The following is a 19,481-nucleotide window of genomic DNA, read 5'->3' on the forward strand; positions in this document are numbered from 1 at the left end:
CGGTATCCCCTTGAGTATCAATGTTCAAAAATGGGATTGGATTCTGCCAACTTCTTCCTCTTATACAAGAATCCACGATCCATGCCGGCAATACCGGATTTGCCTTGCGGAAAAACCGGACACTACATTCAGTGAGACAAAGACTTTGTCAGAGAATGATTTACGCTTTGACATAGAACCAATCCTCTGAAACTAAAGAGTATGCGGACAACAGAAGTGAGAAATCAGAATAATGTTTCATCTTTAAGATGCCTCCTGATTTCTACTGCCTGCGCCGACCGGAGGGAGGCGCCCGATTTTGATAATTCTGTCAATATCTTTTAGAAGAAAGTGTAGAAAAAAACACCCATACCGTTTGTGAGTATGAGTGTATGCGTCATCAGTTCAACAAAAGTTTAACTTAATGACGTTGGGATCGCTCCTCTTTTTTTCATAACTATTCTGCTGCTTCTTCCGCAGGCTCTTCTGAGGACTCCGGCTCTGCCGTTTCTTCATCCGGAACATACTTGATCACAACGTGACGAGCTGCCCCTTCTCCTTCGGATTCCGTCTTGATATTGTGCCATTCTCCAAGCGTCTTATGAACCACCTTACGCTCATCGTTCGGCATCGGATCCATCGCTGCATCAATATGAGAACGCTGCACCTGCTTTGCAGTACGCTTTGCAATAGACGCAATCCGGTGATAGCGGTCTTCTTTGTAGTGATTGACATCAATCAGCACATCAATGCGCTTGCGGAACTCAGAATTGACAGCCCCTCTTACCACCGTATTCAATGCGGCAAGCGTCTTGCCCATACGGCCAATCAGAACAGCATTATTATCTGCATTCAGATTGACGATGAAGCTTCCGTCGCGCTCTTCAATGGCAACCTCGATATCAAGATCGATGCCCATGAAGTAATTGCCGAGATAATCAAACAGGAACTCTTTGACATCATCTTTGCTGAAGACATCAGCAGAAACAGAATCCTCTTTCTGCTCTGTCACGGTATAGGACAGATCTTCGACATTGCAGTTCTTTTCTTCTGCAGCCTTCTGCAGAACTTCTTCCAGAGTCGTACCAGTATAGTTGGTCATGCCTGTGCCTCCTTTGCCTGTCTATCATCAACAATCTTCTGCACGATGAGTGTCTTCACAATAGTAACCAGTGAATAGATCGTCCAGTATACAGACATGGCAGCCGGCCACATGAGACCGAATACCAGAATCATGACCAGCATATAGATCTGCATCATCTTCTGCTGAGAAGAATTTGCCGGAGCATCAGGACGGCGGTGATGCTTGGCAGCTTCTGCTTCTGCCCGCTTCTTGGAAAGCTTCTGCGGCAGCATCATCGATACATACTGTGCCAGACCCATGATTGCGAAGATCAGAAGATATCCCCACATTCCACCGCGGATTCCATCGAGCACTTTTGTCTCAAGACTGAGTCCCATGAAGGTACCGGTCTTGACTGCAGTCGCTCTCTGTACAGCCTGATACATCGCAATGATGATCGGAAACTGCAGGAATGTAACCAGAATCATGCTGAACGGATTGATGTTGTACTTCTTGTATAATGCCTGCTGTTCCTGAGCCATGCGCATCTGAGATGCCTGGTCGGTTTTGCCTTCATATTTCCTGGTGATTTTTTCAATCTCCGGCTGCAGCATCTGCATTTCCTGGGTTGCAATTGTGGACTTCAGCGTGAATACCAGGAGGATCGCATTGACAGCAATGGTCAGCACGGCAATTGCACCCGCAACGCCGATCGAAGGAGCGAGACGATTCAGCACCTGAGCCATCGGCCAGACCAGAATGGCACTGAACCAGTTCTCGGAATTCATTGTTTCATTGAACGTCGTGGAGGAAGTGATCTGCTTTACTGCACCTGTCTCATCAGTCGGAACCGAGCATCCGGCGGCGGAAACCGCAAACAGAACGACGGCACTGAGGAGAAGGACTTTTTTCATTCGGGAAGAATTGAATTTCATTAGGTTCTCCTTATAAATAGAACTATTTCATTGTAGACTTTAGGAACAGTTTTTCCAAGTTCTTTTTATTGGCTTCATAATCGAGATTCTTATATCCGAAACGCACAATCAGAATGGCATCTTGCGGGCATGAAGAAAAGTCGATCAGATCCTGACACATCATTCTGACCTGGCGTTTGATATGATTCCGATCCACTGCACACCCGATCTTTTTCGAAAGAGAAATACCAATTCTGGCTTCTTCTTCTTTCTTTTGGGCATGGTAGAGCACGAAGCTCATGTTTGCTTCTTTTTTCCCGCCGTGGATCAGGGACTGGAATTCCTGGGATTTACGAACTCTGTTTTTCTTCTTCATAAGATAAAAAATACCACCTGACTGGTGGCACTTTCTGTTAAGCTGAGAGAACTTTTCTGCCTTTTGCTCTGCGTCTAGCTAAGACCTTACGTCCACCCGGAGTGCTCATGCGAGCTCTGAATCCATGGGTCGACTTGTTTTTTCTCTTGCTCGGCTGGTATGTTCTTTTCATTTCATGCCACCTCCCGCTTCTTTATTAAGAACAATCGCTTATATATCATACTTATGGGCATTTCGATTGTCAATGCAAAGTTTTTCGCATAATGAAAAGGTTTTCGGCTGTATATTCAGCCCCCTGAATGAAATATAATAGAACAGCATATGAGGAGCAGAAACTGATGACAGGAACACTGATGACACTGATCTTGTTTGCATTCATGATCGTGATGATTCTGAGAGTAGTGAAACTATACGGAAGGCAGAAGAAGAACCAGAAGATCCTTGATCTTCTTGATCTGGTTCATGAACCGGATCAGTTCTTCCCGGCTGCAGAAGCCTATGTCACAGGTCAGAAAGACCCGGAATTCAGAGCGAAGGGATATGTCATGAAGCTCTGGGGAGATACTCTCTACGAAAAGGATGATAACTTCAGAAAAGACCTTGAAGCCCTGGATCTTTCCGTTCTGATCGGGGATCTTTCGAAGAAGGATTCCGGCTATGATCTGAATGAAGATTCTTTCTTCTATCTGTATATGGCGATTCCGAATCGTCTTTATTACCGGAAGAATACGGAACTATTGAATCTTCTGGAAGAGAAGATGGAGACCGTATCCGGCCAGCTATCCGATACGCTGCTGCTGGCCATGCACCAGGCAGCGATGAAACTGTATGAGAACAAAGATGACTGCGGCAAGGACTTCTTCCGGAAAGTTCTGGATGGAGACTATGGCGGATACCGCTACAGCCGCAATATGATCGGTATCTATAAGAACTGCATCACGATCATGCTGGCAAAGATCTATCAGAACGAAGGAAACCAGGAAGGCTTTGACAGCCTGGTAGATGATATGAAGGCATTCTCCGAGAAGCGCTTAGGGGAGCGCTGGCTGGAAGAACTGGATGTGAAGCTTCCGGAAGAGAAGAGCGAAGAAGAACCGGAAGAAAAACCGTCCGATGAGGAAGCGAAATGAAGCTGATCGCAGGACTCGGAAACCCTGGAAAAGAATACGAGAAGACCAGGCATAACAGCGGATTTCTTGCCATGGATTATCTGTGCAGAAATCTTGGTACGGATATAACCACAGAGAAATGGGATGCTCTGATTGCAAAGACTGTGATTCATGGTGAGAGCGTGATTCTGATGAAGCCGCTGACTTATATGAATGAGTCCGGAAAAGCAGTAGCCCAGGCAGTTCATTTCTATCACATCGATCCTTCTGATATTCTGATTCTGCATGATGATATGGATCTGCCTGCCGGTTCCGTCCGGATCCGGAAGAACGGATCCAGCGGCGGACAGAAAGGCATGAAGTCGATCATCAGTGCATTAGGAACTGAACAGATTGCCCGTATCCGCATCGGCGTAGGCCATAGTGAACCAGGCGTGCACGAAGAAGTACCAGACTGGGTGCTCTCTCCGGTTCCGAAAGCAGAACAGGAAATCTACCAGGCCGCATTGAAGGATGCAGCAGAAGCAGCAGAAGCCTGGGTGAGCGAACCATTTGATCAGGTGATGTCAAAATACAATATCAGACTGAAACAATGAGGGGAGGTATGGTTTGCAGGAAGAATCTGGAATGCCGGTACAGCTGCTGGAAGAGCTGAAAGACAATGCTGCTCTGAGACAGCTGAATGCAGGCAGAGGAACCTTGCCTCTGAATTCTCTGATTCAGGAAGCACTGATTCTCAGTGCCTCCTATCTGAAGAATCCAAGGCCGATTCTGGTCGTGAAAAATAATCTCTACAGCGCACAGAGACTGTATGAGAGGGTATCATCCCTCCTGCAGGAAGGACAATGTGCGCTTTTCGGGTCGGATGAATCTCTGAGAGTTGAAGCAATTGCTTCTTCTCCGGAGATGATGGCAGGAAAAGTAGAAACCCTTGCATCACTTCTGAATCGTCCGGATCAGATTGTCATCACCAGCCCGTCCGGGCTTCTGAGACATCTGCCGCTGCCAGAAGTATTCCGCAGCAGCTGCATTTCTCTGAAACCAGGBGACCACGCAGATATGGAAGAAATCAGAAAGCGCCTGAAGGCAGGGGGATACATGCAGGCCAGCCACATTGATCAGCCGCTTTCGTTTGCTGCTAGAGGCGGTATCATAGATGTCTATTCGATCAACTATGATCATCCGATCCGGATTGAATTCTTTGATGATGAGATCGACAGCATCCGCTTCTTCGATGAATCCACGCAGAAGACAATCACCCCGGCAGATCATGTCGAGATTGTTCCGGCTTCCGATATCCTGTTTACCGAAGACCAGGTACAGGAAATCACGGAAGAAGCAGAACGGCTTCTGGAAGAAAAAGGGGATGATGCACTCAGAGGATCCGTGGAAACCGATCTGGAACTAGTGAAGAATGGTGTGATTCAGGCCGGCATGTATCCGTATACGGCATTATTGAATCAGACCACTTCGATTCTGGATTACATGGATCATCCGCTGGTGATCTGGTCAGATCGCACTGCCATTGAGGAAAGCACCAGAAGACTGATCGAAGAAACTACCAGCTACATCCAGGAGATGGTGCAGGAGAAGAAGCTGCTGCCGCGTTTTTCCATGTGGCATGATCTGCACCGCGTCGCTGATGGATGCCGCAGTATGGAAGAAGACCCGTACTATGACAAAACTTCCGGGATCTCTGAGATTCATCTGCCGAATGAGCCGCTGGATCTGAAGCTGAAGCTGCTGGACGATGGTTCCAGAGTTCTGTTCTGCCTCAAAGAAAAAGAAATGCCGAGGCTCATTGATGCCTGCATTGAATACAAGCATCCGTACAAGCTCGTAACAGATGACAGTACTCTTTCAGAAGGCTTCCAGATTCTGATGAATCCGCTGGCTGAGGGATTTGAGATCTCTGAGAAGAATCTCAAAGTCATCACTGCTTCAGAACTCTTTGAAATTCATCATCATACCGGCAGATTCGAAAAGAAATTCCGCAGTGCAGAAGTCATCCACTCCTATGAAGAACTGGAACCAGGAGACTATATTGTCCATGCCCAGCACGGCGTCGGCCAGTACATGGGCATAGAGACCAGGGAAATCCAGGGCGTCAAAAGAGACTTCCTGCGGGTGATCTACCGCGGCAATGCCGAATTGCTGGTTCCTCTGGAACAGTTCCGCCTGGTCAGAAAATTCGTTTCCAGAGAAGGCGTCGTTCCGAAGCTGAACAAGCTTGGCAGCGGCGAATGGGAAAAGACGAAAGAACGCCTCGAAGCAGATGTCACCAACATTGCAGAACGTCTGGTTTCCCTGTATTCCAGCCGGGAAACACATATCGGATATGCCTATCAGCCGGATACCGAAGAACAGAAGAAATTCGAATCAGAATTCCAGTATGAACTGACTCCGGACCAGGCAAAAGCAGTCGAAGACGTCAAGCGTGACATGGAAAGCGACAAGCCGATGGACCGTCTGATCTGCGGCGATGTCGGCTTCGGCAAGACCGAGATCGCAGTCCGGGCAGCTTTCAAGGCAGCTAGCGAGAACAAGCAGGTTGCTGTCCTCTGTCCGACTACGATCCTTGCGGAACAGCATTATCATACGTTCTCAGAACGGTTTTCCGGTTATCCGTTTACAGTCCGGGTGCTGGATCGGTTTGTTCCGCCTTCGATGATGAAGGAAACTCTGAAAGATACAAGAGAAGGAAGGGTGGATATCCTGATCGGAACCCATCGCATCCTTTCGAAAGACGTGCAGTTCAAGGACCTCGGTCTCCTGGTGGTAGATGAAGAACAGCGCTTCGGCGTGGAGCATAAGGAAAAGATCAAGGAGATGAAGAACGGCATTGATGTTCTGACGCTCAGTGCCACTCCGATTCCGAGAACGCTTCAGATGAGCCTGGTCGGCATCAGGTCTCTGTCTCTGCTCGAAACCCCGCCGGATAATCGCTACAATGTGCAGACCTATGTCGTGGAAAAGAACAGAGGGCTGATCGTAGACGCCATCGAGAAAGAGCTGGCAAGAAATGGCCAGGTATTCTATCTCTATAACAGCATTGATACGATCTACAATACTGCTCGCACCCTGCAGTCTCTGATTCCGGATGCGAGAATCGGCATCGTGCATGGCAAAATGAACCGGGAAGACATCGAAGATGTCATGATGCAGTTCACACGGCATGAAATCAATGTGCTGGTCTGCACGACCATCATCGAAAACGGCATCAACATTCCGAATGCTAATACGATGATCATCGAGAATGCTCAGGACTTCGGTCTTTCCCAGATCTATCAGATCAAGGGAAGAGTCGGAAGAAGCGACCGAGTCGCTTATGCCTATCTTCTGATTCCGCCGCGCAGACAGCTGAGCGAGACCGCATCCAAGCGTCTGCAGGCAGTCAAGGAGTTTGCAAGACTAGGCTCTGGCTACAAGATTGCGATGAGAGACCTGACGATCCGCGGAGCAGGGGACCTGCTCGGTCCGGATCAGTCCGGATTTATCGATACCGTCGGCATTGATATGTACATCGAGATGCTGGAAGAAGCCATTGCGAAGAAGAAAGGCATCGTCAAGGAAGAAAAGCAGGAACTCCGCCATGCGGTCATTCCGGAGACAAGCTATATTCCGGAAAACTTCGCACCGGATGATTATGACAAGATCTCAATGTACCAGAAAATCGATCAGATCTGCTCAATAGAGCAGCTGGAACAATATCGGGAAGAAGTCACCGACCAGTATGGCAAGCTTCCTTCAGAAGTGCAGGCTCTGTTTGATAAGAGAAGACTCGATATTCTGGTGAATGATCCTTCTGTCGACAGCTGCCGGGATGTCAAAGGTCAGACGAGAATCACATTTTCGAAGCTGTTCAGCCAGCAGGTTGATGGCGTGAAGCTGTTCAGGATTTTCAGCGATCTGAATAAGGATATTGCACTTCGCTACGCAGACAGTCAGATTTCTGCAACCCTGCCGAAGATGAAGAGCACCGTCAGTCTGGCAGCTGATGTGATCATGCATGCAAAGGAGGCACTCCGCGCAAATGAGAGTAGATAAATATCTGAAAGTATCCAGAATTCTGAAACGGCGCACGATCTCCAAGGAACTCGCCGAGAATCAGAGAATAGAAATCAACGGAAAGACCGCCAAGCCAGGCCATGAGGTACATGCCGGAGATCTGGTCACGATCAGTTTCGGAAACCGGAAACTGACTGTCCGCGTTCTTTCCACGGAAGAAGTGAAAAAGAAAGCAGACGCCCAGGACATGTATGAAGTCGTCTCGGAAGAAACGATCATGAAGCCCGAGGAATCTTGATGGGATTCCTGAATCATGATATAAATAGCTTTACCAGGAAAGGAGGACAGACGAATGGCAGAAAATAAGAAAAAGAACCAGGCTCCTGCATCAAAACACACGAAAACACAGGCAAAGCCGAAAAAGAAAAAGCAGTATACACCGTTTCTGAAGTTCATCTGCTTCCTTGTGATCGGTGCTTCTGCATATCTGCTGCTGGAAGTATTCAAAGAGGTATATACTACCATCAACCTGAAAAAGCAGCTCGCGGAAGTGCAGGACAAGTACCAGCAGGTACAGGATGAGAATTCTTATCTGACCACAGAGAAAGAAAAGCTGGAAGATCCGGATTATGTCGCAAGCTATGCCAGAGGAACTTATCTGCTTACCAAAGACGATGAGCAGGTGTTCTATCTGCCGGAAAGCAGCAGCAACTGACCATGGAAAGAGGGGAACCTCTTTCTTTTGTTCTTCGGGGAACAATGAGGGGAAAAAGAGATGGCAGAACAGCAGAAACAGGAATTATCACAGATTCCATATGCAGACGAAAATCCGCTGAGAGACTATCTGAATGATCAGAATCAGAAACTCTTCCAGGATGATGACATCCAGGGAGAGGAAAGACCTGAAGAAGAAGAGATTCTGCCAGTATTTTCCAATGAAGAAGTACGCAGATGCATAGAAGATGCCAGACTTTCTTCGAGAAATACCGGGATCGGAGTCATGATGGAAATCTGCTGCATCGCTCCGGTTCTTGCCTTGGGAACTCTGGGAGATGCGGCAATTCTTCTGAGCCTGCTTCTGATGATGGCATTCATCGCTTCTGGAATCATCATGCTCATTTCTTCCTCAAAGCGCATGAAGCCTTATGAGTCCTGTAAGAAAGAATCATTTGAACTGGAATACGGGGCAGAGGACTGGCTGAAACAACAGCAGACAGCTTTTGAGCAAGCCAATCAGAATACAAAGACGAAAGGCATTCTCTTCATTGTCTTCAGCATTGCTCCGGTGATTCTCGGAGCTGCGCTGAATGAAGACAGCGAAACCCTGATACTCCTGATGTGTGCAGTCATGATGGTCATGATCGGATACGGAGTCTCTCTTCTGGTCCGCACTTCTTCGCTGCGCATATGGTTCAGCTGCCTGCTTCAGGAAGGACATTACAATCAGGAAGTCAAAAAAGACAATGCCTCTGTCTCTTCTTTCTGGGGAGCTGTCACAGCGATTTATCTGATTTTCAGCTTTGCGACAGGAACCTGGGCAGTCAGCTGGCTGATCTGGCCGATTGCAGCAGGAGTCCTGAGCTTCCTTCAGAGCAGGAAAGCATCTGAAGAATAATAAAAGGTCCTCTGCATTTAACTGCAGAAGACCTGTTTTGATTAATGGCGATAGCCAGCCCACATCGCATCCGCAGCCTTGCGGAGAGAATCGCTGACTCTCTGAATCCGCGCAGGATCCCAATGAGAAGGATCTTCTCTTAAGAAGGTCGTCTGATCTGTCCGGTTGTCGAATACTCCAGCCGGCAGATCGATCAGATTTCCGTAGCTGTTTACCGTGACCGAATCTGCTTTTCTGCTCTGTTCAATCAGATACGGCATATCATCGCACCCGTAGTCATTCAGCATGACTTTAACCGGCGTCATATGATGCAGCGAAGACTGCGGATCGTTCGGATCAAACCTTGCCGCGTTCTTTCTTCTCGACTCTTCCGGATCCACGCGGATATAGAGAACCGCCGCATGACTCAGCAGATCCGGCGCAAACAGCGGCAGGCTATATTGATAGCCTTCGGTATTCTGCAGCGGGAAGGAAGCCCCATCATGACCTCCTCTTGAAAGCTCGATGATGATCGTCTTATCGCTCATGTCCTCCGTATACTGATCTTCCGTCAGATGCTGAATTCGGAGTGCTTCTTCATCCAGTGCTTCTGCAATCTTCGCAATCAGGGCATCATCCAGCTTCTCTAAGCGGGGCGGGATTCCGACCGCCAGCGCTGCCCGGTCAATCCGCTCGAACAGGGTCTTTGCAGGACTTGCAGAAGAGAGCTTTTCACGGTTCAGGAGATGATGATAGTCTTCATTCAGCAGCTGAATCAGAGTGCCCCAGTCTCTGCTGTCATAGAAAGGATCTTCATCACTCGCATAGAAGATTCTCTCAGAACCATTCTCCGCAAGGGCTGTATCAATCAGCCGCATGAAGTTCACATAAGGAAAATCATCCAGCTGCAGATTCTCGCCGATATGAAATTCTTTCTGGAGTCGTTCTTTCCCGACATTGGCCAGAAAACTTCTGACTTCAGACTTTCCGCTGGCCGGAAGGGCAGTCAGAAGAATGACATCAAACACATTGCTCATAGAACCCCCTCACTTCACGACCGTGATATTGTTCACCGGCGTGAAATCAATCACTTTATGTTCCAGAATATAATCTGCAATCAGCTCAACCATAGAGATCGGAACTTCCTTGACCGTCGGGCAGGAAGCGATCATCGAATAATTGCCTCCCCCGGAAGCCCGGTAATTATTCATGCTCATGGTAAAGGACATGTCATCCGTGACCTCATGTCCCTGATAAGTCAGCTTTTCGATCCGATGCCCGGGATCTTCCGAAACCCGGATCGTATACTCGATCCCGTCAACCATGTCATAGTTGTAATGCTGAGGATTCGGGTAGTCCATCCATGGCGATACGATGATCGCATCATTGCGGATCGACCAGAACTCCGCATCCTTCTCCAGATATTCTTTCAGCACTTTCCCGGAAATTTCCTTTACGACCAGCGTATTCGGAAACAGATAGGTACTGACAATATTGCGCATCGTGATTTCAGAAGGAAATCCCGTCGCATGCAGGAACAGCGGCGTGCAGGACAGATCAGACCCGGTCGCTTCTTTCTGCACCATATTCAGGAACGTGACGCACTGGCTCTTGTGCAGGCGGGCATCCATCTCATCCGTGATCTGCAGATTTACTTTAGAAGTGCCGATCGGCGTATCCAGCCACTTCTGGCACTCTTCTTCCTCATTCATGACTGCATCCAGAATCTTCTGATCCGGTTCGCAGTCTGCTTTCAGAATCTGCGGCTCAATCACTCCGGTATCCGTATAGATATCAATGCAGGCAAGATCCTTCGCACTGTCGCTGGTCTGCGTATAGACCGTATGGAACGCCTTTCCGCATTCCGCGGTATGCGTATGGCCGGAAATCAGGATATCAAGACCAGGAATCGAGCGCATCATCTCATAGCCCTCGTTTTCCCCGGTCAGATCGCCCACCGGATAACCGTTCTTCAGATCTCGTTCAAACCCGCCATGATAGACCCCGATCACATAATCCGGCTTCTCCAGGCCGCGGATCAGTTCCACTGTCTTCGCAGCAGTCTCATACGCATCTCTGAACTTTGAATGACGGATATTTTTCTTCGCTTCCCAGTGCGGAACATACTGGGTGATTACACCGAAGATCGCAAGCTTCTTTCCGCCGATCTCCCTGATCACGTAATTCGGACCAAGCGGGGTACCGGAGATGCTGACATTGCTCGTGATGCATGGTGCCTTCAGCAGGTTCAGATGATTCTGCAATGCCTGCTCGCCATAGTCAAAGTCATGATTGCCGATGTTCACATAGTCGTAGCCCATCAGATTCATGACCGTCGTCATCGGGCAGATCCAGTCATGATGATAGCGGTAGTGGAAATAGGTAAGCGGCGTTCCCTGGAGAGTATCGCCATTATCAATCAGCAGGGTATTGTCATCCCTGAGCGACTGAATCAAGGTAGAAAGTCTTGCCATGCCCTGGGCAGTTTCACTGCCATCGGCATAGCTGTATGGATAAATCGAACCATGCAAATCACTGGTCGCAAGAATCCGGATTCTGTTTTTCATCTTCTTTGTCTGTATCCCCAATCTGCGTATGTATTATAGGCGAAACGCTGATGCGTTCTCAACAAGAAAAGAGATGCGGAATCCCGCATCTCTGAACTGACATTACTGTCTGCCGTGAGCAAGTCTTGCCCGGATCTTCGTGGAGCACCATTCGATGATCAGGACCAGGATGATCAGCGCAATCAGGAACGAACCGACAATCGACCAGCGGTTTCCTGAAATCGCCTGGACCAGAGCAGCACCGATGCCGCCCGCACCAACGATGCCAAGCGTCGTCGCATCCTTGAGGTTGATATCGAAGCGGTAGATGACCGTCGAGACAAAGCTTGCACTTAACTGCGGAAGAATGCCGCATCTGATCTTCTGGAATGTCGTGCATCCAGCCGCATCCAGGGATTCCAGAATGCCGGTATCCAGATCTTCAATAGCAGTGATGTACATCTTGGAAATCATGCCGATCGAGCAGATCGACTGCGTGACGACACCGCAATACGGACCAGGACCGGTAACCCGGATCCAGACAAGAGCCCATACCAGAGACGGAATCGTGCGGATCAGAAGAATCAGTGCCCGGAAGATATAAGCAAGCCATTTCGGAACGATATTCGTCGAAGCTAAGAATGACACCGGAATCGCCAGAATTCCGCCGAAGATCGTGCCGAGCACTGCAATCGCAATGGTCTGCAGAATCAGATAAGGAACCCCGGACGTGGAAGTTGTGAACAGCATGCTCTGATCCGGATGCGTGATGCCGTTCAGAATTCCATAAGCAACCTCAGAACCCTTGCTGGCAACCCCGTTGTAATGAATGGAAGAAGAACTCCAGATGACCAGAACCAGAAGGATCAGAAACGTGATGAATCGTGCCCAGAAGTAGTTCGGCTCTGCCTGGAGCGTTTCCAGGATGCGGGCAGACTGCTCTGCACCGCTTTCTTTCTTTGTACTCATCTAGGAACCTCCTTCCTCATGACAGCTTGGAACGCAGCCAGTCGCTCAGCCAGTCGATCAGAAGCACGACCACGAACAGCGTCAGCAATACCGTTCCAAGATTCGTATAATCACGAAGACCGGTCCGTTCGCGGATCAGCACGCCGAGACCGCCGGCACCGACATAGCCGAGAATCGAAGAAGCACGCACATTCAGCTCGAAGCAGTACAGGCAGTCATCCAGATATGTCGGCAGAATCTGCGGCATGCACGCAGCCCAGAACGCCTGCAGCGTATTGGCACCGAAACTTACCATTGCCTCATACGGCTTCATGTCGATGGTCTCAATGGACTCGTAGAGCATCTTGGCAACAATGCCAAGCGTGAAGATCACGATCGCAATCGTTCCGGCAAATGCGCCAAGCGAGAAGATCAATGCGAACATATATGCATAGATCAGCGTCGGCACGGAACGAAGCACGGCCAGGATCAGACGCAGAATCACGACCACCGGTTTATTCTTGTTGATATTCGTGGAAGCGAAGATCGCCATCGGCAGACCAAGCAGGCAGCCGATGACCGTGCCCATCAGAGACATCTTGATGGTTTCAATCAAAGGCTTCCATACCTTATCGAGATAGCTCCACTTCGGCTGGAAGATCTGACTCAGAATGACCGTCAGCTGATTCCTGCGGTCAATGATCGTATGGAAATTGAACCCGGTTGCGACAACCGAAATCCATACCACGATCACCAGTACCGTCAGAATGAGCGGCATTCTGCTTTTCGGACGATCAATCGTATGCCCATTTTCCAGAATGATATGCTCCGGCTTGAAAATCCGGTCAAACAGAGCAGGCCTGGAATTTTCTGCGGTGCTCATGCTTTCTTACCGCCCTTATCATTTTCCGTGGTAGGAATTTCCTTGCCCTGGTAAACCTCATCCAGAACGTCCTTGGTTACCTTGGAAGCAGGACCATCATAGACCACATGTCCCTGACGGATTCCGATCACTCTCGTAGCATACTTCATCGCCAGGTCGACATGATGAATATTCAGCAGAATCGTGATATTCATATCCTGATTGATTCTTGCAAAGTCGCTCATGACCACATCTGCCATGATCGGATCCAGGGACGCAACCGGCTCATCAGCCAGAATGATCGAAGGATTCTGATTCAGCGTTCTTGCCAGAGCAACACGCTGCATCTGGCCTCCGGAAAGTTCATCGCAGCGGCTGTATGCCTTGTCCAGGATATTAACCTTATCCAGTGCTTCCAGAGCCTTCATCTTCTGCTCTTTGGAATAATATCCGAACAGCACCTTATACCACGGCATATCCGGAACATTCGAAGTCAGCACATTCTTGATGACCGTAGAACGGGTAATCAGATTGAACGACTGGAAAATCATGCCGATCTTCCGTCTGAACTTTCTGAGATCTTTTCCCTTCAGCGTCATCACATCTGTTCCATCAACAATCAGCTGACCATCCGTGACATCAATCATCCGGTTGATCGTGCGGATCAGCGTGGATTTGCCAGCACCGGAAAGACCGATGATGGCAACGAATTCTCCCTGCTCGATGGTGAGATTCACATGCTGGAGCCCTTTGGTTCCATTCGGGTAGGTCTTCGATACATCTCTGAACTCTATACTCATGAAGTTATCCCCTTGTTTAACGGCTATATTGTAATAGAAGATTGGCCAGTTGAAAGCATAAATCAGTAAACTCACTTAGGCTTTTTGGTTTGAAAACCGAATTTGCTGTTTTTGAGCACTATTCATAATTTTGGCGCGGATACCCCGTCCATAGCCGTCAGGCTTGAGCGGGGAGGAAGCGCCATCCTCCTTCCTTTTTAATGCATGTCAAATCAGCCGTCTTGACTGATTTTCCTGTATTTAGAATTACGCGGGTTCCATTGCAATGGGCACCATTGACAGCGAACCTCTGAGACCGAAACAGAATCGCATCCCCAGGCTGGTATGCATAACGTCTCTTTCGAATCGAAGTGCGCCCAGAAGAACACTTCTTCCCACGATAGATGCGCTGATTCTTATCCGAGCGTCTGCTTTCCCTGCAGTTGGTTCTTCCGCACGAGAGTGCTGAACCAGACTTCTTTTTGCCATCCCTGATGTCGATGTATTTTGCATCATAGAATCTGCTCAATATCCGGTTGTTGCGGCGCTTCTTCTGATAGACAAGCTCTGCTGCTCTGTGTTTTGGGCGCAGAGAACCAATGCAGTAAGCATCGTTTGCATGCGTCTTTGCAAGATGCAGAGACTTTCTGGTTACAGATGTCTTTGCACCGTACTGGATATGGATATCGATTTCCGGATGCATCAGCACTAGGTCCCGATACATCGCCCAGCGTACGGTACTCATATAGGCCGCCGGAGCCAGATTGGTGCTCTTTGGCTCCAGCCCCCAGAGCTTTCCTCCGGGCCTGTGATTCTTTGCCGTATGGCAGTGCTCACATACGGTTAAGAGGTTGCTGATCCGATTGGACCGGTATCCTTTCCAGTACCCGATATGGTGTGTATTCAGAATCACGCCGTCTTTGACGGACTTGCCGCATACCTGGCAGGTGTAGTGATCTCTGCCGAAAACAGCCTCCCGTTCGGTCTGATACAAGTACTTCGATCCTTGCTGGTAGTCTTTTCCTTCCGGAAGAGGTTTTCCATTTGCGATTGCCTGCAGAAGCTGGGTATCGAACTTTCCCATCTCGAATGTCGCCGATGTGATCGGCATAACCTTGCAAAACGATTCGAATAAGCTGATCTGGTTCTCCTTACGGTGCCGCAGCGAAGGCGGCATCTCTTTGTTCTTCTTCGAACGGTTGTCAAATCTCGGTTTCCGATACCGCAGGCGGTTTCGCCTGGTTCTGCGATATTTACGACAGTCATTGTGCCGCTCTGTCTCATCGCTCAGCATGTCGTACTGCGCATGGACGAACTCATGTTTTTCGGATTTGATGGATACGCCGACATGCTGGTATCCCGTATCGCAGGCATACTCAATCGGCTGCGTGTTTCCCTCCTTCCGGTCTGTTAACCGGATTGTAAAAATCGGACGATAGCATTCAATCGCGGCACGGTGGCTCTTTAAGAGCTTCCGTGCTCTGTAGTTCGAAGTCGGCATCAGCTTTCTGCCGGTGCTGGATAGTACTGCCACAGACATCTTCTGATGCCCCCTTTCTTTCTGCCCTGTTAAGGGCGCTTACGCTTTCTGCATTCCTGAAGACATGCAGCGTCTCGCACTTACGGTTCCGGAGAATCGCAGTAACGGTGGTCCACTTCGCCAATGTTGCCCGTGGGTCGAATGCAGGCACGACACTTCTCCTTCCCTCAGAGATGTTTAATCGTGCTTCCCAAGAGGTACGAACTAGTGGAGCATTCGTACGTAGCTCACGGTAACGTAGTCCGCTACTTCATAGTCCGAAGGCTCTCACGCAGACTGAGGCTTATCAACCGGGCTTGAAGAACTGTAATAGCCTCTCCAAGCCCCGTCTATAGTCCGTCAGGACTTAGTCGGGGTAGTTGACTCAAGCAAAAGCCCGGATCAGCAGATTGATCAGCACAAAAACCACCGCAATCAATAACAGACATCTCACAATCGTATTCACGACCTGGAATCCCCCGGTATGTCTTTTCACATTATCCTGGGCAAGAATCTCTTCTTCCCGGACCATATCCCGGTCATCCAGATCCCGGTCTTCATTCCTGCGGACATATTCTCTATCTTCCATAAGGTCCTCCGGTACTATTTTACCAGAGCAGGATCCGCCTGATCCATCTCCCATGCATGCAAAATTCAGAACAACAGGAAACCGTTTTCACGAAAGGATAATGTGCCCTATAATCACATGTAATAACAGGGGGATTTCCATATGGAACAGATTCTGGAAAAAGCGAATTCCTTTCCCATGTATCTCCTGGCAGTCATCATTGTGTGCGGAGTGCTGATTCAGGCAGTTCTCTACCTGAAGAAAGCATGGAAACATGGCAAGGAGATCGGCATGGACGAACAGGTGATGAAACAGGCCGTGCAGTCATCTGTGAGCTTCACGATCGTGCCGAGCATCGGCATTCTGATCGGCGTTCTGGCATTAGCACCATCGCTTGGCATTCCGATCCCGTGGATCAGACTGAGCGTTCTAGGCGCCCTGCATTATGAAAGTTCCACGGCAAATAACCTTGCCAAAGGATTAGGCATCGGAGAACTGCCGAGCAATATGATGACCGCAGGAGATTATGCCTCCATCGTTCTCGGCATGAGCGTGACCATCCTGTCCGGTCTCATCTTCACATTATTCTTCTTCAGAAAGTACCAGAACAGGATTCTGAATAAGGCAAAAGGAGATCCGAAAGCATCAGATATTCTTCTGTCTTCCATGTTCATCGGCATGATCGCTGCATATCTCGGCGATGCAGTGTCCTATCTCAGATCGGTGCAGGTATCCGGAGAAACAAGAACACCGAATATCCTTCCGCTCATCGCTTTCGGCACTGCTATGGCAGCGATGTCATTCTTCCAGATGCTGATCAAGAAGAAACAGATCAAGTGGCTGGAGAGCTATGCATTATCCTTCAGCATGCTGATCGGAATGGCATGTGCCGTTCTCGGCCAGTTCCTGTTCCCCGGCATGAGCACATTCCTGTGAGGTGAAGATTATGAACTATAACGATCAGATGCATCGCTTCGGGAGAATCTCCGGATTCATCATGCTCGGCCTGATGATTGCAGTGCCATTCATTGTCTGCCTCGTCTTCAATACTTCATTCACGTTCAATGACGGCTACTGGGCAGCACTCATGGCCATGCTGATTCAGTACATTCCTTCCGGAATCCTTGAAGTGATTACCTATGCACCATTATTAGGAACCGGCGGAACGTATCTCGGCTTTATCTCGGGCAACCTTGCGAACCTGAAAGTACCATGTGCCATGAATGCCAGAGACATTGCCGGAACCGAAGTGGGAACCGATGAAAACGAAGTGATCTCCACGATTGCAATCGCTTCGAGCACGATTGTCACGACCCTGGTCATCGCCGCCGGCGTCCTTCTGATTGTTCCGCTGACGCCGCTCTTAGAAAATCCGGTTCTGCAGCCTGCCTTCAAGACGGTTGTCTCTGCTTTGTTCGGGGCCATGGGCTTTGTCTATATCCGGAAGTATCCGAAGATTGCCTTCATTCCATGGCTCCTTGCTGCAGTGATCTTCTGGCTGGTTCCTTCGCTTACTTCGATGGTCTCGATCATGGTCGTTGTCCTTGCCGTGATTTCCATGGCAATCGGACATCTGCTGTACAAGGGAGGAAAGATCTGATATGGCAGGACTTATCATACTGATCATTCTGCTGATTCTTCTTGCAGTTACCTTATTCCGCGCAGCACATTGCAAAGCGTCACCTGCAGCAGAACGTCTGCCTTCTTCCAGAAACGAAGAAGAACTGGAAGAGATGGGACATCGTTTTGCAAAGCTCATCCAGGTTCATACCGACTCGAGACTGCCTGGCGAAGATCTCTCTGCATTTGATACCTACCACCAGGTAGTCGATGGATTATTCCCGCTCTGTACGAAGACTCTTCAGAAAACAGTACTGGATGGCGTGCTTCTCTATTACTGGAAAGGAAAGCATTCTGATCTGCCTGCCATCCTGATGATGGGACATCAGGATACGGTTCCTGCTGATGAGAAGAACTGGAAGTATCCTCCGTATGGCGGAGAGATTCATGAAGGAAAGATCTACGGCAGAGGGGTCATGGATGATAAGTGCAATCAGTTCTGCCAGATGTCCGCAATCGAGAATCTGCTGAAAGAGGGATTTGTTCCGGAACGGGACGTCTGGCTGGAATATTCGGTCAATGAGGAGAACAGCGGACCAGGTGCAGAGACTGCAGTCCAGTATCTGAAGGAACATGGCGTGAAGCTTGCCTGTGCCTGGGATGAAGGCGGAGCAGTTGTGGATAAGGCAATGGCCGGAATGGATCGGCCGTATGCCGTCATCGGCATCACGGAGAAAGGCTATGCCGATGTGAAGATCACCGCAAAGGGAGAAGGCGGACATTCCAGTGCGCCGCATGCGACGACCACGGTGACAAGGCTTGCGGACTTCATGCATGAAGTGAATCATTCGCATCTGTATGAACGGAAGTTCACGCCGCATGTGAAAGCGATGTTCGAGAATATGGCGCCTTCCTTCTCATTCCCGATGCGGTATCTGTTCTCGAATCTCTGGCTGTATAAGGGATTGCTGACGAAGGCCATGGGGAAGGTGAATGCTCAGGCAGACGCCTTGCTTGGAACGACGATCTGCTTTACAGAGATGAAAGGATCGGATGCGACGAATGTCATTCCTTCGGAAGCGTATGTCATCGCAAATCTTCGAACCGGATTCACCCAGGATCTGAAGACCAGTCTTGCAATCCTGAAGCAGAAGGCAGACAAGTATGATCTGGAGCTGGAAGTGCTGAGTTCAAGAGAAGCTTCGCCAGTCACTCCGCAGGATTCTGCCGTGTATCAGTATCTGATCTCCTGTATCAGGAAGAAGTTCCCGGATTGCGGCATCTCACCCTATGTGATGACCGGAGGAACCGACAATCGACACTTTGCAGAGCTGACGGAGAACTGTCTCAGGTTCTATCCGTTACGATTAACTTCACAGCAGCTTGCATGCATGCACAGTGACAATGAGAATGCCGATCTCAGATCACTGAGCGATGCAATTGATTTCTATCAGTACTTCTTAGAGAACTGGAATCTCTGAAACACATTCATGCAGGTATAAGAAAAGATCGCAGACGCGATCTTTTCAATTCGTCCTAGTGGACTGGTGAGCACAAAGATAAACAGTTGACTAGCTATGGGTGTAAAGATTGTGCGAACCGGAGAACCACCTGCTTGGCAGGTGGATGATTGGGTGCTCTTATAGTAAAGAGCAC

21 protein-coding genes are annotated in these 19,481 nt (G+C 49.1%); 10 read left to right on the forward strand and 11 right to left on the reverse strand.

The genetic code is table 11. The features are described 5' to 3' along the window. A partial coding sequence (locus FYJ51_RS13625) for a hypothetical protein (protein ID WP_205946328.1) occupies nucleotides 1-190 on the forward strand: 190 nt, incomplete at its 5' end. A gap of 246 nt (nucleotides 191-436) precedes the next feature. Here FYJ51_RS13625 and FYJ51_RS12285 read toward each other — a convergent pair. Genes FYJ51_RS12285 through rpmH form a run of 4 tightly spaced genes read right to left on the reverse strand, consistent with a single transcriptional unit; the run spans nucleotide 437 to nucleotide 2,504 of the window. After that, the gene (locus FYJ51_RS12285; RefSeq protein ID WP_154505888.1) at nucleotides 437-1,081 is read right to left on the reverse strand and encodes a Jag family protein; all 645 of its coding nucleotides are present in this window, start codon (nucleotides 1,079-1,081) and stop codon (nucleotides 437-439) included. Beyond that, nucleotides 1,078-1,977: a YidC/Oxa1 family membrane protein insertase gene (locus FYJ51_RS12290; RefSeq protein ID WP_154505889.1), complete on the reverse strand. Its 900-nt coding sequence runs from the start codon at nucleotides 1,975-1,977 to the stop codon at nucleotides 1,078-1,080. Before FYJ51_RS12290 ends, FYJ51_RS12285 begins: the two co-directional genes overlap by 4 nt. 22 nt (nucleotides 1,978-1,999) lie before the next feature. Then, complete coding sequence (rnpA, locus tag FYJ51_RS12295) at nucleotides 2,000-2,332, reverse strand: ribonuclease P protein component (RefSeq protein WP_105302420.1); 333 nt, start codon at nucleotides 2,330-2,332, stop codon at nucleotides 2,000-2,002. Nucleotides 2,333-2,369: 37 nt separating this feature from the next. Then, entirely contained in the window at nucleotides 2,370-2,504 is a 135-nt protein-coding gene (rpmH, locus tag FYJ51_RS12300; RefSeq protein WP_105302419.1) for a 50S ribosomal protein L34, read from the reverse strand. 166 nt (nucleotides 2,505-2,670) lie between these two features. On the opposite strand from rpmH, the gene FYJ51_RS12305 reads away from it, so the two are divergent. From FYJ51_RS12305 to FYJ51_RS12330, 6 genes are read left to right on the forward strand one after another with little or no spacing between them, the layout of a single operon-like run. Continuing rightward, nucleotides 2,671-3,462 (forward strand): hypothetical protein, encoded by a 792-nt coding sequence (locus FYJ51_RS12305; protein ID WP_135358118.1) that lies wholly within the window; start codon nucleotides 2,671-2,673, stop codon nucleotides 3,460-3,462. Further along, nucleotides 3,459-4,037, forward strand: coding sequence for an aminoacyl-tRNA hydrolase (pth, locus tag FYJ51_RS12310; protein WP_105302417.1), 579 nt, complete (start codon nucleotides 3,459-3,461; stop codon nucleotides 4,035-4,037). Before FYJ51_RS12305 ends, pth begins: the two co-directional genes overlap by 4 nt. Nucleotides 4,038-4,068: 31 nt before the next feature. After that, nucleotides 4,069-7,488 (forward strand): transcription-repair coupling factor, encoded by a 3,420-nt coding sequence (mfd, locus tag FYJ51_RS12315; protein ID WP_205946329.1) that lies wholly within the window; start codon nucleotides 4,069-4,071, stop codon nucleotides 7,486-7,488. Then, nucleotides 7,475-7,747 carry an RNA-binding S4 domain-containing protein gene (locus tag FYJ51_RS12320; protein WP_105302416.1) on the forward strand — a complete coding sequence of 91 codons (273 nt, stop codon included), beginning with the start codon at nucleotides 7,475-7,477 and terminating at the stop codon, nucleotides 7,745-7,747. Before mfd ends, FYJ51_RS12320 begins: the two co-directional genes overlap by 14 nt. Nucleotides 7,748-7,801: 54 nt before the next feature. Further along, entirely contained in the window at nucleotides 7,802-8,164 is a 363-nt protein-coding gene (locus tag FYJ51_RS12325) for an FtsB family cell division protein (RefSeq protein ID WP_105302415.1), read from the forward strand. Nucleotides 8,165-8,224: 60 nt separating this feature from the next. Further along, nucleotides 8,225-9,064, forward strand: coding sequence for a hypothetical protein (locus FYJ51_RS12330; protein WP_154505890.1), 840 nt, complete (start codon nucleotides 8,225-8,227; stop codon nucleotides 9,062-9,064). Nucleotides 9,065-9,105: 41 nt separating this feature from the next. Here the strand turns inward: FYJ51_RS12330 and FYJ51_RS12335 are convergent, their stop codons facing one another. The 7 genes from FYJ51_RS12335 to FYJ51_RS12365 all read right to left on the reverse strand — a co-directional run bounded on the left by FYJ51_RS12335 (nucleotide 9,106) and on the right by FYJ51_RS12365 (nucleotide 16,286). Then, nucleotides 9,106-10,080 carry a hypothetical protein gene (locus tag FYJ51_RS12335; RefSeq protein WP_154505891.1) on the reverse strand — a complete coding sequence of 325 codons (975 nt, stop codon included), beginning with the start codon at nucleotides 10,078-10,080 and terminating at the stop codon, nucleotides 9,106-9,108. A gap of 9 nt (nucleotides 10,081-10,089) precedes the next feature. Beyond that, nucleotides 10,090-11,610 carry a bifunctional metallophosphatase/5'-nucleotidase gene (locus tag FYJ51_RS12340; RefSeq protein WP_154505892.1) on the reverse strand — a complete coding sequence of 507 codons (1,521 nt, stop codon included), beginning with the start codon at nucleotides 11,608-11,610 and terminating at the stop codon, nucleotides 10,090-10,092. A 102-nt stretch (nucleotides 11,611-11,712) separates the two neighbouring features. Further along, nucleotides 11,713-12,558, reverse strand: a complete 846-nt coding sequence (locus FYJ51_RS12345; protein WP_154505893.1) for a PhnE/PtxC family ABC transporter permease — start codon at nucleotides 12,556-12,558, stop codon at nucleotides 11,713-11,715. A gap of 16 nt (nucleotides 12,559-12,574) precedes the next feature. Further along, a complete protein-coding gene (gene phnE, locus FYJ51_RS12350) occupies nucleotides 12,575-13,420 on the reverse strand; it encodes a phosphonate ABC transporter, permease protein PhnE (RefSeq protein ID WP_154505894.1) in 846 nt (281 codons plus the stop codon). Next, nucleotides 13,417-14,199, reverse strand: a complete 783-nt coding sequence (gene phnC, locus FYJ51_RS12355; protein WP_154505895.1) for a phosphonate ABC transporter ATP-binding protein — start codon at nucleotides 14,197-14,199, stop codon at nucleotides 13,417-13,419. Before phnC ends, phnE begins: the two co-directional genes overlap by 4 nt. A 157-nt stretch (nucleotides 14,200-14,356) precedes the next feature. Further along, nucleotides 14,357-15,718: an RNA-guided endonuclease IscB gene (iscB, locus tag FYJ51_RS12360; protein ID WP_154505896.1), complete on the reverse strand. Its 1,362-nt coding sequence runs from the start codon at nucleotides 15,716-15,718 to the stop codon at nucleotides 14,357-14,359. Between the two features lie 364 nt (nucleotides 15,719-16,082). Further along, a complete protein-coding gene (locus FYJ51_RS12365; RefSeq protein WP_105302408.1) occupies nucleotides 16,083-16,286 on the reverse strand; it encodes a hypothetical protein in 204 nt (67 codons plus the stop codon). Between the two features lie 141 nt (nucleotides 16,287-16,427). Here FYJ51_RS12365 and FYJ51_RS12370 point away from each other — a divergent pair, with 141 nt between their 5' ends. From FYJ51_RS12370 to FYJ51_RS12380, 3 genes are read left to right on the forward strand one after another with little or no spacing between them, the layout of a single operon-like run. Beyond that, nucleotides 16,428-17,201, forward strand: a complete 774-nt coding sequence (locus tag FYJ51_RS12370) for a DUF5058 family protein (RefSeq protein WP_105302407.1) — start codon at nucleotides 16,428-16,430, stop codon at nucleotides 17,199-17,201. Between the two features lie 10 nt (nucleotides 17,202-17,211). After that, nucleotides 17,212-17,865, forward strand: a complete 654-nt coding sequence (locus FYJ51_RS12375; protein ID WP_154505897.1) for a hypothetical protein — start codon at nucleotides 17,212-17,214, stop codon at nucleotides 17,863-17,865. A 1-nt stretch (nucleotide 17,866) separates the two neighbouring features. Further along, nucleotides 17,867-19,306, forward strand: a complete 1,440-nt coding sequence (locus tag FYJ51_RS12380; RefSeq protein WP_154505898.1) for a M20/M25/M40 family metallo-hydrolase — start codon at nucleotides 17,867-17,869, stop codon at nucleotides 19,304-19,306. Nucleotides 19,307-19,481 lie beyond the last annotated feature (175 nt).

Source organism: Stecheria intestinalis, assembly GCF_009696165.1.
In the GTDB taxonomy this organism is placed as follows: Bacteria; Bacillota_I; Bacilli_A; order Erysipelotrichales; family Erysipelotrichaceae; genus Bulleidia; species Bulleidia intestinalis.